Source organism: Pseudomonas sp. S4_EA_1b (assembly GCF_016307435.1).
Lineage (GTDB): Bacteria > Pseudomonadota > Gammaproteobacteria > Pseudomonadales > Pseudomonadaceae > Aquipseudomonas > Aquipseudomonas rhodesiae.
The window spans coordinates 17,415-30,644 of record NZ_JAEILC010000012.1 but is presented as its reverse complement, the minus strand read 5'-3'; the positions used below and the strand labels follow the sequence as shown (position 1 = coordinate 30,644).

Genomic DNA, 13,230 nt, shown 5'->3' with positions numbered 1-13,230 from the left:
TTCGCATTGTAGGGGCGACGGCGGTGTTCGGCAATCGGAACGGGGAGGTGATTCATCCGTTCTGTTTTGCTTATGAGAATATTTATCATTAATATTGCGCGCTGACGAACCTGGCGCCCTCCCATGAAAAGCAAACCCTCACTGCCTCTGGCTTACCGCTTTGCCGTCACGTCGCGTGTGTTGGCGGCGGTCATTGGCGGCTACCTGATGGCCTCCCTGGCCAGCATCTGCCTGGCGCTGTGGTTGCCGACTTCTCGTGCCGACGCGGTGATCACCGGGATGATGAGTTCCTTTGTGTTCTATCTGCTGGCCGTGCTCTGGTGCTTCGCCTGCCGTAGCGCCATGCGCGCCTGGCTCGGCGTGATGCTGCCCAGTGCGCTGTTTGCCACCCTGGCGGGCCTGGGTTTTTGGATGGCGCGCACATGAAAGAGGGCTTCCGTCAGGCCATGGCCTGGTTGCACACCTGGGCCGGGTTGATCTTCGGATGGCTGCTGTTCGCGATTTTTCTGACGGGCACCCTGGCCTATTTCAAGGAAGAGATCAGCCACTGGATGCAGCCCGAAGTACAGGCGCATCCGCTGGACGACGTGCGCAGCCTGAACGTGGCGCAACAGTACTTGCAGGAAAACGCCCCGACCGCCGCGCGCTGGTTTATCAACCTGCCGGATGCCCGCGACCCCGGCCTGTCGGTGATGTGGCAAGACAAAGTCGACCCCGGCAAGCGTGGCAATTTCATACAGAAAACCCTCGACCCGCTGACCGGCCTCGCCGTGCAGGCTCGGGAAAGCATGGGCGGCGAGTTCTTCTATCGTTTCCACTTCCAACTGCAAATGCCCCATCCGTGGGGGCGCTGGTTGTCCACCCTGGCCGCGATGGTGATGTTGGTGGCGCTGATCACCGGCATCATCACCCACAAAAAAATCTTCAAGGACTTCTTCACCTTCCGCCCGCGCAAAGGCCAGCGTTCCTGGCTCGACGGGCATAACGCCGTGGGTGTGCTGGTATTGCCGTTCCATTTGATGATCACCTACAGCAGCCTGGTGATTTTCATGAGCATGGTGATGCCGGCGCCGATCCTGGCCTCCTACGGCAACGACACGCGGGCATTCTTCAGCGAAGTATTCCCGGCCACCGACAATGCCCCGGCCCTCGGCCAGCCTGGCCGCTTGCTGCCGTTGGCGTCGATGTACGAACAGGCGCGAGCGCAGTGGGCGGGCGGCCATGTCGGGCGTGTGGCGGTGAATAATCCCAGCGATGTGAATGCGTCAGTGAATGTGTTCCGCGCCGGTTCCGACAGCGTGGTGCATGACTTTGGCAGCACCGTGTCGTTCAACGGCACCACCGGCGAGCTGCTGCGGGTCAGCGGCGAGCCATCGTTGCCGGCGGTGGTCGGCGGCAGTTTCTACGGTCTGCACATGGGCCATTTCGCCGGGCCGGTGTTGCGCTGGTTGTACTTTATTTGTGGCCTGGCGGGCACGGCCATGATCGGCACTGGGCTGGTGATCTGGCTGGGTAAGCGGCAACTCAAACATGCCAAAACCGATGGGATGCCGTTTGAACTGCGTCTGGTGGAAGTGCTGAACATCGCCAGCATGTCCGGGCTGTTGATCGCCATTGCGGCGTTTTTCTGGGCCAACCGGCTGCTGCCGGTGAGCTTCGCCGAGCGTTCCAGTTGGGAGGTGCAGGCGTTCTTCATCGCTTGGGGCTTGAGCCTGCTGCACGCGATCCTGCGCCGAGGCCGCCAGGGCTGGGTCGAGCAACTGAGCGTCGCTGCACTGCTGTTAATGGCAATCCCGGTGCTCAATGCACTGACCACTTCCCATCACCTGGGGGTGTCACTGGCCAGCGGCGATTGGGCCATGGCCGGTTTCGACCTGACGTGTCTGGCCAGCGGCCTGTTCCTCGCCTGGGCCGCCCGCAAGATGCAGCGTCGCAGCGCGCCGGCGGCCAAGCCAGAGCGCCCACGAGCCTTGCCCCTTAAGCGTGAGGCCCACTGAATGTTGATCGCGCTGTTGCTGTGCTACGCCGGGTTTACCGCGTTGTGCCTGGCCACCGACCGTCACCATGGCGAACTGCTGCGCAGTAAACCGTCGCCCACTCGGCGCCTGGGCTTACGTGTGGCGGGCTGGTTGTTGCTGACGCTGTCGATAGCGCCGGCGGTCGCAGTCGCCGGCTGGGCTCAGGGCTTGGTGGAGTGGTGCGCGGTGTTGATGCTCAGCGCTTTGCTGCTGGTGTTGTTGTTGCCGTATCGGCCAAGGCTGGCCTTGATCCTGGCAGGCGTCGGCCTGCTGGCCAGTCCCGTTGCGGCCTTCGCCCTCTGAGCGTCTTTGCATGATGATCGGCACCCCACCGGATTCCCAAGACCCGCCCCAGGCCGATGCGCCGGGTGGACGCGCGCATTTTTTACAGGTGTTCCTATCTCAGCGTTCACAGATGGAAGCCCTGGTGAATCGCCGCGTAGGCTGCCGCGCCACCGCGGCGGACTTGGTGCAGGACCTGTTCCTGCGCTTCTGGCGTCGGCCCCTGGTGCAGGTCGAAGAACTCAGCACCTACCTGTTGCGTTGCGCGGGCAATATCGCCATCGATCATTTGCGCAGCGAAGGCGCGCGGGTGCGCAGCAATGAAGGCTGGCTGCCGGAACAGCATGACCACCAAGGCTGCGAACCCCAGGCGGCGCTGGAGGCGGGCAATGATCTGCGGCATGTCGAAGCGGCCTTGCGCAGCCTGCCCGAGCGCACCCGGCACATCTTTCTGCTCAACCGTATCCACGGGCGCAAATACGCTGATATAGCCAAGGCCATGGGGTTGTCCCAAAGTGCCGTGGAAAAACATATGATGCGTGCCCTCGAAGCCTGCAAGGCCAGCCTTCGCGAGCCATCGACCCCACGCACGCCAGGGAAAGCACCGTGAACCTCACCCCCACGCCCGACCAGGAAAAAGCCGCCCTGGCCTGGCTGAGCCTGCTGCACGACCAGCCCAGCAGCGGCGATCAGGCCACGTTCAGCCGCTGGTTGCGCGCCGACCCGGCCCACGTCGAAGCCTATGCCCAGGCCCAAGTGCTGTGGGAGTTGAGCGAAGTGCCCGCACGCCAGCTTGCGAATGAAGAGGCCCAAGCGCTGCAGGGCTACCTCGATGCGATGAACCGCTCGAAGCGTTCGCGGGTGGCGCGTTGGTCCGGCGCACTGGCCATGGCCGCGTGCCTGCTGCTGATGATTTGGATGGGCGCCGGGTGGCAGCCGTCGCGCTGGGTCGATGACTTCGGTGCCGATTATGTGAGCGCGCCGGGGGAGGTCAAGACCGTGACCCTGGCGGATAACACTCAAGTGACCCTGGATGCCGACAGCGCCATCGCGGTGGATTTCACCCACGGCGAGCGGCATATCCAGTTGCGGCGTGGCGCCGGCTTTTTCAGCGTGAGCCACACCGGTGAGCCATTTGTGGTGGAGGCGGGCAGCGGTGAAGCGCGGGTGCTCGGCACGCAATTTGAAGTGCGCCTGCAACCGGCGGGCGCGCAGGTGACGGTGTTGACTGGGCGTGTTGGGGTTACAGCGTCGAAACAAGGCCAGCAACAGGTACTGACCGCCGGCCAGCAGATCGCTTATGCCGATGGCATCGCCCAGCCCCTGCATGCCGTCGACAGCGCATCGCGCCTGGCTTGGCGCGACGGTTGGCTCAATTACTACAAAGCGCCGTTGGCCGACGTGGTCGAGGATCTTGGACGTTACTACCCAGGCCGCATCCTGTTGCTAAACGAAGCGATGGGCGCCAAACGCGTCAGCGGTAGTTTCCCGAGCAAAGACCCACAAGCAGTGCTGAATGCGTTGCAGGCGGTGCTTGGCTTCGAGCAACACAACCTGTTGGGACGGGTGATCGTGGTGCGCTGATTATTTCAACGCCGCCATGATCTGTTCGGGCAGGAAGTCGCGAATCAGCGTGCCATTGACGTCCACAAACGGAATCCCGCCGCCGCCCAGCGCCTCGTACGCCTTGCGCGCCTGGGCGTCTTTTTCGATATCGAACTGCTGATAGGGAATGCCTTTCTGGTCCAGGAAGCGGCGAATCTGCTTGCAGTAGCCGCACCATTCGGTGGTGTAGAGCACCACGCGCGCATTGGCGCGAACCTGCTCGGACACCACCTGGGACGGGTTGAACACTCGCTCGATCTTGCCCCAGTTCTGAAAGACCACCACCACCAGCAACACCAGCAGGACTTTCTTGAACACCCCGCCGAGCATCAGTTGCGGCGCTTGAGCTGGTCGGTCAGTTGGGTCGGCAGGCCCTTGATGATCAAGGTGCCGGCGGCTTCGTCATACTCGATCTTGTCGCCCAGCAGGTGCGCTTCAAAACTGATGGACAAGCCCTCGGCGCGCCCGGTGAAGCGGCGGAACTGGTTGAGGGTACGTTTATCGGCCGGAATCTCCGGCGACAGGCCGTAATCCTTGTTACGGATGTGGTCGTAGAAAGCCTTGGGCCGATCTTCATCGATCAGGCCCGACAGTTCTTCCAGGCCCATGGGCTCGCCGAGTTTGGCCTGGCTGCTGGCGTAATCCACCAGGGTCTTGGTTTTTTCGCGGGCGGATTCGTCCGGCAGATCTTCGCTCTCGACAAAGTCGCTGAAGGCCTTGAGCAGGGTACGTGTCTCGCCGGGGCCGTCGACGCCTTCCTGGCAGCCGATAAAGTCGCGGAAGTACTCCGAGACCTTCTTGCCGTTCTTGCCTTTGATAAACGAGATGTACTGCTTGGACTGCTTGTTGTTCTGCCACTCGGACACGTTGATGCGCGCCGCCAGGTGCAACTGGCCCAGGTCCAGATGGCGCGAGGGCGTCACGTCCAGCTCGTCGGTCACCGCCACGCCTTCGCTGTGGTGCAGCAGGGCGATGGCCAGGTAGTCGGTCATACCTTGCTGGTAGTGGGCAAACAGCACATGGCCGCCGGTGGAGAGGTTGGATTCTTCCATCAGCTTCTGCAGGTGCTCGACCGCCGTGCGGCTGAACGTGGTGAAGTCCTGGCCGCCATCGAAATACTCCTTCAACCAGCCGCTGAACGGGTGCGCGCCTGACTCGGCATGGAAGAAACCCCAGGCCTTGCCTTGTTTGGCGTTATAGCTCTCGTTGAGGTCGGCGAGCATGTTTTCGATGGCGGCGGACTCGGCAAGCTCGGAGTCGCGGGCATGGAGAACCGCAGGTGTGCCGTCGGGTTTTTTGTCGATCAGGTGGACGATGCAATGACGGATCGGCATAGGCTTCTCGGCTGGTTGAAGGGGAGCGGTTGGCCTCCCCGAAAAGTTGCCCAGTGTACCGCACCCATTGGCCAAGACACGCCTCGAAGGGGGTTTTGCACACCGTCCGACGGGGCATATGCCTTTTTTTCACGGTTTAGAGCGATAAAGCTGACCAAATGGGTAGGTAGAAGCGGATATTTCCCCGTCTCTGTGCTAGTTTTGCCCGGTCTTACGCCAAGTCTCGGCGATAAGCGTGCATTCAGCATTTGTCAGGTCGAACCAATCCCCGTTTCAAGCATCTATAACCCCGATCTCCGCGGTTATAGCCTGGGGTGCCAGACCTAGACGGTCGGGCTCGACGGCTGACACTGCACTCTGCAATCCATATGAATTTGATAGGGAAGGAACACCACAATGGCTATTACTAAAGACCAACTGATCGCTGACCTGGCTGAAGCAGTAGACGCACCGAAAACCACCGTGCGCGCTCTGCTGGACCAACTGAGCCAGGTTGTTGCCGATCAGCTGGAAAACGGCGGCGAAATCACTCTGCCAGGTGTTGGCAAACTGAAAGTGACCGAGCGTCCTGCCCGTACTGGCCGTAACCCTTCGACTGGCGCTGCCATCGAAATCGCTGCCAAGAAAGTTATCAAGCTGGTTGTGGCCAAAGGCCTGACCGACGCTGTTAACAAGTAAGACGCAGCAAAAAAACCGTGCTTCGGAGCGATCCGGGCACGGTTTTTTATTGCCTGTTGAAAAGCATAATCGGTGGGCGGCATACCTTGGGATTGATAACCACGGATCGTAATGTTTTCAGGAGAGCTTTAGCAGATTTTTGATGGTTCACCACTGTCAAAGTTGACAGTTGCGAGGTGAAAGACAAAAAACGTTAATAGCGAAGCTGCCTAGGCTAAAACCTTGGAGCAACGCCCCACGAAATATGAGGGGGCTTATTAACTCTTATTTATTGCGAGGTCATCATGTCCGCCGATAAGTTACCCGCCCCGGAAATTCTCTACTTAGTTAATGGCGCTATTACCTGTGAGAGTATAAAAAAAGAATATACGGCTCATGGTATCTGGGTGCATGTGCCCAGCATCAGCCAGAACATGAAATTTCACTGGCATGCCACTGCAGATTCGACCTCGGGAGGGACCGACGTAAAAGTAATGTTGAGTGTAACGCCCGGTCAGGATGGAGATACATTCCTCAAACCTTATAATGAGCTACTCGCTCCAGTGCGGCGTGGTGAATTGACACTGAATTACTCGTATACCGACGCGAGCGGTACTGAGTTTCACTCAAAACCTACAACAGTGGGTATTGAGCTGCTTTCAGCAGGCGGCCAACTGTGCAACCTCTCTTGAATTTATCAAGTGCGCCCCATCGATCAATAACGTTTGATCCGGGCAGGGCGCATTTAATCAATTTATCGCGGGCACTGTGAACTTAGCGTCATCCTCAATTGTTTATCTCATCCATCGAGATGTCCGCCAGATCTGCTGCTCGTTCTTGGTCTGGAAGGTCCAAGCGACGAAGCGGCTTTGTTTCTGGCCTTGGGACATCTCCACCACCTGGCTCTCCAGCGCGCCGGCTTTTTTCAGCGCGGTCTCGATGGCGGGCAGGTTCGACGCTTTCGACACCAGGGTGCTGAACCACAACACCTTGTGGGCAAAGTGCGCGCTCTCGGCGATCAGCTGCGTCACGAACCGTGCCTCGCCGCCTTCACACCACAGCTCGGCCGACTGGCCGCCGAAGTTCAGCACCGGCAATTTACGCTTGGGATCGGCCTTGCCCAGGGCGCGCCACTTGCGTTCGCTGCCCTTGGTGGCTTCGTCCATGGACGCATGGAACGGCGGATTGCACATGGTCAGGTCAAAGCGCTCGCCCGGCTCCAGTAGGCCCAGCAGGATCTGCTTGGGGTTGGTCTGCTGGCGCAGCTGGATAACCTTGCTCAGGTCGTTGGACTGCACGATGGCCTTGGCGGCGGCCACGGCAATCGGGTCGACCTCCGAGCCGAGGAAGTTCCAGCGGTACTCCATATAGCCAATCAGCGGGTAGACGCAGTTGGCGCCCATGCCAATATCCAGCACCTTGACGATCGAGCCGCGTGGGATCTTGCCGTCGTTGACACTGGCCAGCAGGTCGGCGAGGAAATGCACGTAATCGGCACGCCCTGGCACCGGCGGGCAGAGGTAATCCGCTGGGATATCCCAATGCTGGATACCGTAGAAAGCCTTGAGCAACGCGCGATTGAACACCCGCACCGCATCCGGGCTGGCAAAGTCGATGCTTTCTTTGCCATAGGGGTTGGTGATCACGAATTGCGCCAGTTCGGGCGTTGTCTTGATCAACGCCGGGAAGTCGTAACGGCCCGTGTGGCGGTTGCGCGGGTGCAGAGTCGCCTCTTTGCGCGGCACCGCAGGCTTGGCTGGGGCGGCGGATTTAGGCTTCTTGCGCGGAGGTTTGGGCGTAGTGGGGGCGGTCATGATGATTCTGGTGTTGGCTCAAAGTGGCGGCCATTGTCACACATTCCTGAGGAAAGCTCGGTCAAATGTGGGAGGGGCGGTGGCGGTGCTGCCAGCAAGGGATTGGGAAATTGCAGGCAAAAAAAGAGACCCGAAGGTCTCTTTCTCGACGCGAACCAAGCCTTAGAGGCTGGAAATCCGCGCATGCTGCTCCGCCAGTTTGCCCAGGGCCTGTTCAGCCTCGGCCAGCTTGGCGCGTTCTTTCTCGATCACTTCGGCCGGTGCCTTGTCGACGAATGCCGCGTTGGACAGCTTGCCGCCCACTCGCTGCACTTCGCCTTGCAGGCGTGCGATTTCTTTGTCGAGACGGGCCAGTTCCGCGCCCTTGTCGATCAACCCAGCCATTGGCACCAGTACTTCCATGTCGCCGACCAGTGCGGTGGCGGACAGCGGTGCTTCGGCATCGGCAGCCAATACGGTGATCGACTCCAGCTTGGCCAGCTTCTTGAGCAGTGCATCGTTTTCGCTCAGGCGACGCTGATCTTCAACGCTGGCGTTCTTGACGAACACCGCCAGTGGCTTGCCCGGACCGATGTTCATCTCGGCGCGGATGTTGCGCGTGCCGAGCATCAGGGTCTTGAGCCATTCGATATCGCTTTCGGCCGCTTCATCGATGCGGGCTTCATTGGCCACCGGCCAAGGTTGCAGCATGATGGTCTTGCCTTCGATACCCGCCAGTGGCGCCAGGCGCTGCCAGATTTCTTCGGTGATGAACGGCATGAACGGGTGGGCCAGGCGCAGCGCCACTTCCAGCACGCGCACCAGGGTACGGCGGGTGCCGCGCTGACGTTCGACCGGCGCGTTTTCGTCCCACAGGACCGGCTTGGACAGCTCCAGGTACCAGTCGCAATACTGGTTCCAGATGAACTCGTACAACGCCTGGGCCGCCAGGTCGAAACGGAACTGATCGAGTTGGCGAGTCACCTCGGCTTCGGTGCGCTGCAACTGCGAGATGATCCAGCGGTCCGCCAGGCTCAGCTCGTAGGCTTCGCCGTTCTGGCCGCAGTCTTCGCCCTTGTCCAGCACGTAGCGCGCGGCGTTCCAGATCTTGTTGCAGAAGTTGCGATAGCCTTCGACGCGGCCCATGTCGAACTTGATGTCGCGACCGGTGGACGCCAGCGAGCAGAAGGTAAAGCGCAGGGCGTCGGTTCCGTAGCTGGCAATGCCATCGGCGAATTCATCGCGGGTCTGCTTCTCGATCTTCTTCGCCAGTTTCGGCTGCATCAGGCCCGAGGTGCGTTTCTGCACCAGGGTTTCCAGGTCGATGCCATCAATGATGTCCAGCGGGTCCAGGACGTTGCCTTTGGACTTGGACATCTTCTGGCCCTGGCCATCGCGCACCAGGCCGTGTACGTACACGGTCTTGAACGGCACTTGCGGCGTGCCGTCTTCGTTCTTCACCAAGTGCATGGTCAGCATGATCATCCGGGCGACCCAGAAGAAAATGATGTCAAAACCGGTGACCAGCACGTCGGTGGAGTGGAATTTCTTCAGGAACTCGGTCTGCTGCGGCCAACCCAGGGTGGAGAAGGTCCACAGGCCCGAACTGAACCAGGTGTCCAGTACGTCGTTGTCCTGTTGCAGTGCCACGTCGGCACCGAGGTTGTGCTTGGCGCGCACTTCGGCTTCGTCGCGACCTACGTAGACCTTGCCCGACTCGTCGTACCAGGCCGGAATGCGGTGGCCCCACCACAGTTGGCGGCTGATGCACCAATCTTGGATGTCACGCATCCACGAGAAGTACATGTTTTCGTACTGTTTAGGTACGAACTGGATACGGCCGTCTTCCACGGCGGCGATAGCAGGCTCGGCCAGCGGTTTGGTGGACACGTACCACTGATCGGTCAGCCACGGCTCGATCACGGTGCCGGAACGGTCGCCCTTCGGCACTTTCAACGCGTGATCGTCGACGCTGACCAGCAGGCCGGCGGCGTCGAAGGCGGCCACGATCTGCTTGCGCGCTTCGAAGCGGTCGAGGCCGGCGAATTCAGCCGGGATCTTGCCGTCGACGCTGTCGTTAAGGGTGCCGTCCAGGTTGAACACCTGGCAGGCCGGCAAGACAGTGGCGTTCTTGTCGAAGATGTTGAGCAACGGCAGGTTGTGGCGCTTGCCCACTTCGTAGTCGTTGAAATCGTGGGCCGGGGTGATTTTCACGCAGCCGGTGCCGAATTCAGGGTCGCAGTAATCGTCCGCGATGATCGGGATGCGGCGGCCGACCAATGGCAGCTCGACGAACTTGCCGATCAGCGCCTGGTAGCGCGCGTCGTTCGGGTTAACCGCGACGGCGGCATCGCCGAGCATGGTTTCCGGGCGGGTGGTGGCGACGATCAGGTAGTCGTTGCCTTCGGCGGTCTTGGCGCCGTCGGCCAGTGGGTACTTGAGGTTCCACAGGAAGCCTTTCTCGTCATGGTTTTCCACTTCGAGGTCGGAAATCGCCGTGTGCAGCTTGGTGTCCCAGTTGACCAGGCGTTTGCCGCGGTAGATCAGGCCGTCTTCGTGCAGCCGCACGAAAGCCTCTTTGACCGCTTCGGACAGGCCGCCGTCCATGGTGAAGCGCTCGCGGCTCCAGTCGACGGACGAGCCCAGGCGACGGATCTGACGGCTGATATTGCCGCCGGACTGATCCTTCCATTCCCAGATTTTTTCCAGGAATTTCTCACGGCCCAGGTCATGGCGACTTTGGCCGGTGGCTTCGAGTTGGCGTTCCACCAGCATCTGGGTGGCGATACCGGCGTGGTCGGTGCCCGGTTGCCACAGGGTGTTGCGGCCCTGCATGCGGCGGAATCGGATCAACGCATCCATGATCGCATTGTTGAAGCCATGGCCCATGTGCAGGCTGCCAGTGACGTTCGGTGGCGGAATCATGATGGTGTAGGACTCGCCGGCACCTTGTGGGGCGAAATAATTTTCGGACTCCCAGGTTTGGTACCAGGAAGTTTCGATAGCGTGGGGCTGGTAGGTCTTATCCATGCGCGGCGGGACCCTAGTTGGCATTAATTCAGGAAAGCCGGCAAGTATAGCGGTGTGAAGCAGTTGCAAGCTATAAGCCACAAGCTGCAAGTGGAGTGCAGTGCTTTAACTTGCGGCTTGTGGCTAGTTGTTTGTAGCAGCGGCGATCAGCCGCTCCATCCGCGCATCCAACCGACGTTTGATTTCGGTTTCGATATGCGGGGCAAAATCGTCGATCACGTCTTGCATGATCAGTTGTGCGGCGGCACGCAGTTCGTTGTCCAGGTGCAGCAGCAAGGCGTCGGGGGTTTTTTCAGTGGCGGTAGCGGGTTGCGCAACGGGGGCTGGCGCGACGGGTTCAGGCGCGGCAGGTTTGCCGCCGACCATGTCGAACAACAGCGGAATCTGTACCTCGCCTGTGACCGCCTCGGTCAGCAGTGGCGGTTGCAAACCTTCATCACCCAGCAACTGACGGATCGACTCAAGGTCGTCCAGCAGGTGGTCATCTTTTTTTAACGGGTTGAAAGTGTCCATCGTGTGCTCAAAGTCGTTGTAGCCGGTGATCTTGCAAAGGATAGCCCTGTTCGCGGTAGAAACGGAAACTCTCCCGCGCAGCCTGACGAATAGCCGGATCTTCCACCACCACCTCCGCCACGCGGGCGAATGCCTGGGCAAAGGGCGGTACTTTCAGGTCCAGGTTGACCAGCAGGTCGTGATGCGCGCCGCAGCTGTCGCCCAAACCCAGTACCACCAGCCCTTCGGGTTCGGTTTCTGCGGGGCCATGGGGTACAAAGCTTTCACCCTTGAAACGCCACAGACGGGCATCCAGCTCCTCGCGTTGGGCGGCATCGCTGCAATGCAGGTAAATGCGATGGCCCATGCGCCAGGCTTTTTCCGTGAGTTTGCAGGCGAAATCCAGGCGCGCGAGGGGATCGGCGCTGGGCAATATATAGAAGTCGACTTGGGGCATGTAGGTTCCTGCAACGTCCCGTCCCACCCTTTATAGACGCAAGGGCGGGACGGGCACTGTTTAGGCTTTGGCGCGATCCAGCAGGTACTGCGTCAGCAACGGAACCGGACGGCCAGTGGCGCCCTTGTCTTTGCCGCCGCTGGTCCAGGCGGTGCCGGCGATGTCCAAGTGAGCCCAGTTGAAGTTCTTGGCGAAGCGCGACAGGAAGCACGCCGCAGTGATGGTGCCGGCCTTCGGCCCGCCGATGTTGGCGATGTCGGCGAACGGGCTGTCCAGTTGTTCCTGGTACTCGTCGAACAGCGGCAGTTGCCAGGCGCGGTCGTCGGCAGCCTTGCCGGCGCTGAGCAGTTGCTCGATCAGCTCGTCGTTGTTGCCCAGCAGGCCCGAAGTGTGGGAACCCAGGGCAACGATGCAGGCGCCGGTCAGGGTGGCGATGTCGATCACGGCCTGTGGCTTGAAGCGCTCGGCGTAGGTCAGGGCGTCGCACAGCACCAGACGGCCTTCGGCGTCGGTGTTGAGGATTTCCACGGTCTGGCCGCTCATGGTCGTCACGATATCGCCTGGGCGCGAAGCACCGCCGCTCGGCATGTTCTCGGCACAGGCCAGGATGCACACCAGGTTGATCGGCAGCTTGAGTTCCAGCACGGCACGCAGAGTGCCGAACACGCTGGCGGCACCGCCCATGTCGTACTTCATCTCGTCCATGCCGGCGCCAGGCTTGAGGCTGATGCCGCCGGTGTCGAAGGTGATGCCTTTACCCACCAGGGCGTAAGGCTTCTCGGACTTCTTGCCGCCGTTGTATTGCATCACGATCAGGCGGGGCGGCTGGTCGCTGCCCTGGCCTACGGCATAGAACGAGCCCATGCCCAGGTCCTTGATCTTCTTCTCGTCCAGCACTTCAACCTTCAGGCCTTTGAATTCCTTGCCCAATGCCTTGGCTTGCTCGCCCAGGTAGGTCGGGTGGCAGATGTTCGGCGGCAGGTTGCCTAGGTCGCGGGTGAACGACATGCCGTTGGCAATGGCCTGGGCGTGGGTCACGGCGCGGGTCACTTCAGCCTGAGCGGCCTTGATGGTCAGCAGGGTGATTTTTTTCAGGGCGCGGGGTTCGGCTTTCTGGCTCTTGAACTGGTCGAACACGTAGCCGCCGTCCACCAGAGATTCGGCCAGCAGACGGGTCTTGCCGTAGCTGTCACGGCCCTTGACGACGATTTCATCCAGCGCCAACGTTGCATCGCTGCCGCCCAGGCCCTTGAGGGTGCTGAGGATGCCGCTGATGATCTTGCGGAACGGGCGGTCGCCCAACTCGTCGTCCTTGCCTACGCCCACCAGCAATACGCGGTCGGCCTTCAGGTTGGGCAGGCTTTGCAGCAGCAGGCTCTGACCCACTTTGCCGGCCAGGTCGCCGCGCTTGAGCACCGCGCTGATGGCGCCGCCGCTCAGTTCATCGAGCTGCTTGGCGGCGACGCCGAGCTTGCGGCCTTCGCCGATGGCGACCACGAGGGTGGCGGTCTTCAACGTTTCGGGGCTAACGCTTTTTACAACCAATTCCATGTTCGGGTCCC

14 protein-coding genes are annotated in these 13,230 nt (G+C 60.7%); 7 read left to right on the top strand and 7 right to left on the bottom strand.

What is annotated here, in order from left to right; all coding sequences use genetic code 11:
• Nucleotides 1-123: 123 nt before the first annotated feature.
• Genes YA0848_RS04220 through YA0848_RS04200 form a run of 5 tightly spaced genes read left to right on the top strand, consistent with a single transcriptional unit; the run spans nt 124 to nt 3,884 of the window.
• Entirely contained in the window at nt 124-426 is a 303-nt protein-coding gene (locus tag YA0848_RS04220; RefSeq protein WP_034096040.1) for a DUF3649 domain-containing protein, read from the top strand.
• A complete protein-coding gene (locus tag YA0848_RS04215; RefSeq protein ID WP_099312797.1) occupies nt 423-1,997 on the top strand; it encodes a PepSY-associated TM helix domain-containing protein in 1,575 nt (524 codons plus the stop codon). Before YA0848_RS04220 ends, YA0848_RS04215 begins: the two co-directional genes overlap by 4 nt.
• Nucleotides 1,998-2,321: a DUF3325 domain-containing protein gene (locus YA0848_RS04210; RefSeq protein WP_034096042.1), complete on the top strand. Its 324-nt coding sequence runs from the start codon at nt 1,998-2,000 to the stop codon at nt 2,319-2,321.
• 13 nt (nt 2,322-2,334) lie between these two features.
• Nucleotides 2,335-2,910: an RNA polymerase sigma factor gene (locus YA0848_RS04205; RefSeq protein ID WP_371263979.1), complete on the top strand. Its 576-nt coding sequence runs from the start codon at nt 2,335-2,337 to the stop codon at nt 2,908-2,910.
• Nucleotides 2,907-3,884: a FecR family protein gene (locus YA0848_RS04200; protein WP_169902750.1), complete on the top strand. Its 978-nt coding sequence runs from the start codon at nt 2,907-2,909 to the stop codon at nt 3,882-3,884. Before YA0848_RS04205 ends, YA0848_RS04200 begins: the two co-directional genes overlap by 4 nt.
• Here the strand turns inward: YA0848_RS04200 and YA0848_RS04195 are convergent, their stop codons facing one another.
• Both YA0848_RS04195 and yejK read right to left on the bottom strand, forming a co-directional pair.
• Nucleotides 3,885-4,235 (bottom strand): glutaredoxin family protein, encoded by a 351-nt coding sequence (locus YA0848_RS04195; RefSeq protein ID WP_034096045.1) that lies wholly within the window; start codon nt 4,233-4,235, stop codon nt 3,885-3,887.
• Nucleotides 4,235-5,239, bottom strand: coding sequence for a nucleoid-associated protein YejK (yejK, locus tag YA0848_RS04190; protein ID WP_010212893.1), 1,005 nt, complete (start codon nt 5,237-5,239; stop codon nt 4,235-4,237). The genes YA0848_RS04195 and yejK overlap by 1 nt, the downstream gene beginning before the upstream one ends.
• Before the next feature lie 396 nt (nt 5,240-5,635).
• On the opposite strand from yejK, the gene YA0848_RS04185 reads away from it, so the two are divergent.
• Entirely contained in the window at nt 5,636-5,917 is a 282-nt protein-coding gene (locus YA0848_RS04185; RefSeq protein WP_003188840.1) for an HU family DNA-binding protein, read from the top strand.
• A 284-nt stretch (nt 5,918-6,201) separates the two neighbouring features.
• A complete protein-coding gene (locus YA0848_RS04180; RefSeq protein WP_169868855.1) occupies nt 6,202-6,588 on the top strand; it encodes a hypothetical protein in 387 nt (128 codons plus the stop codon).
• 102 nt (nt 6,589-6,690) lie between these two features.
• Here YA0848_RS04180 and rlmF read toward each other — a convergent pair whose 3' ends face one another.
• The 5 genes from rlmF to YA0848_RS04155 form a co-directional block, all read right to left on the bottom strand.
• The gene (gene rlmF / locus YA0848_RS04175; protein ID WP_040267366.1) at nt 6,691-7,710 is read right to left on the bottom strand and encodes a 23S rRNA (adenine(1618)-N(6))-methyltransferase RlmF; all 1,020 of its coding nucleotides are present in this window, start codon (nt 7,708-7,710) and stop codon (nt 6,691-6,693) included.
• Between the two features lie 162 nt (nt 7,711-7,872).
• The gene (locus YA0848_RS04170) at nt 7,873-10,719 is read right to left on the bottom strand and encodes a valine--tRNA ligase (protein WP_169902748.1); all 2,847 of its coding nucleotides are present in this window, start codon (nt 10,717-10,719) and stop codon (nt 7,873-7,875) included.
• A 123-nt stretch (nt 10,720-10,842) separates the two neighbouring features.
• Nucleotides 10,843-11,232: a hypothetical protein gene (locus YA0848_RS04165; protein ID WP_034111887.1), complete on the bottom strand. Its 390-nt coding sequence runs from the start codon at nt 11,230-11,232 to the stop codon at nt 10,843-10,845.
• 7 nt (nt 11,233-11,239) lie between these two features.
• Nucleotides 11,240-11,668 carry a DNA polymerase III subunit chi gene (locus tag YA0848_RS04160; protein WP_034137116.1) on the bottom strand — a complete coding sequence of 143 codons (429 nt, stop codon included), beginning with the start codon at nt 11,666-11,668 and terminating at the stop codon, nt 11,240-11,242.
• 60 nt (nt 11,669-11,728) lie between these two features.
• Nucleotides 11,729-13,219 carry a leucyl aminopeptidase gene (locus YA0848_RS04155; RefSeq protein WP_034111889.1) on the bottom strand — a complete coding sequence of 497 codons (1,491 nt, stop codon included), beginning with the start codon at nt 13,217-13,219 and terminating at the stop codon, nt 11,729-11,731.
• Between the last annotated feature and the right edge of the window lie 11 nt (nt 13,220-13,230).

Bases quoted from the DNA above. Each gene is read 5' to 3' on its own strand.
- YA0848_RS04155 (WP_034111889.1), bottom strand. From the start codon at position 13,219: ATGGAATTGGTTGTAAAAAGCGTTAGCCCCGAAACGTTGAAGACCGCC.
- YA0848_RS04195 (WP_034096045.1), bottom strand. From the start codon at position 4,235: ATGCTCGGCGGGGTGTTCAAGAAAGTCCTGCTGGTGTTGCTGGTGGTG.
- YA0848_RS04180 (WP_169868855.1), top strand. From the start codon at position 6,202: ATGTCCGCCGATAAGTTACCCGCCCCGGAAATTCTCTACTTAGTTAAT.
- YA0848_RS04170 (WP_169902748.1), bottom strand. From the start codon at position 10,719: ATGGATAAGACCTACCAGCCCCACGCTATCGAAACTTCCTGGTACCAA.
- yejK (WP_010212893.1), bottom strand. From the start codon at position 5,239: ATGCCGATCCGTCATTGCATCGTCCACCTGATCGACAAAAAACCCGAC.
- YA0848_RS04210 (WP_034096042.1), top strand. From the start codon at position 1,998: ATGTTGATCGCGCTGTTGCTGTGCTACGCCGGGTTTACCGCGTTGTGC.
- YA0848_RS04185 (WP_003188840.1), top strand. From the start codon at position 5,636: ATGGCTATTACTAAAGACCAACTGATCGCTGACCTGGCTGAAGCAGTA.
- rlmF (WP_040267366.1), bottom strand. From the start codon at position 7,710: ATGACCGCCCCCACTACGCCCAAACCTCCGCGCAAGAAGCCTAAATCC.
- YA0848_RS04215 (WP_099312797.1), top strand. From the start codon at position 423: ATGAAAGAGGGCTTCCGTCAGGCCATGGCCTGGTTGCACACCTGGGCC.
- YA0848_RS04160 (WP_034137116.1), bottom strand. From the start codon at position 11,668: ATGCCCCAAGTCGACTTCTATATATTGCCCAGCGCCGATCCCCTCGCG.
- YA0848_RS04220 (WP_034096040.1), top strand. From the start codon at position 124: ATGAAAAGCAAACCCTCACTGCCTCTGGCTTACCGCTTTGCCGTCACG.
- YA0848_RS04205 (WP_371263979.1), top strand. From the start codon at position 2,335: ATGATCGGCACCCCACCGGATTCCCAAGACCCGCCCCAGGCCGATGCG.
- YA0848_RS04165 (WP_034111887.1), bottom strand. From the start codon at position 11,232: ATGGACACTTTCAACCCGTTAAAAAAAGATGACCACCTGCTGGACGAC.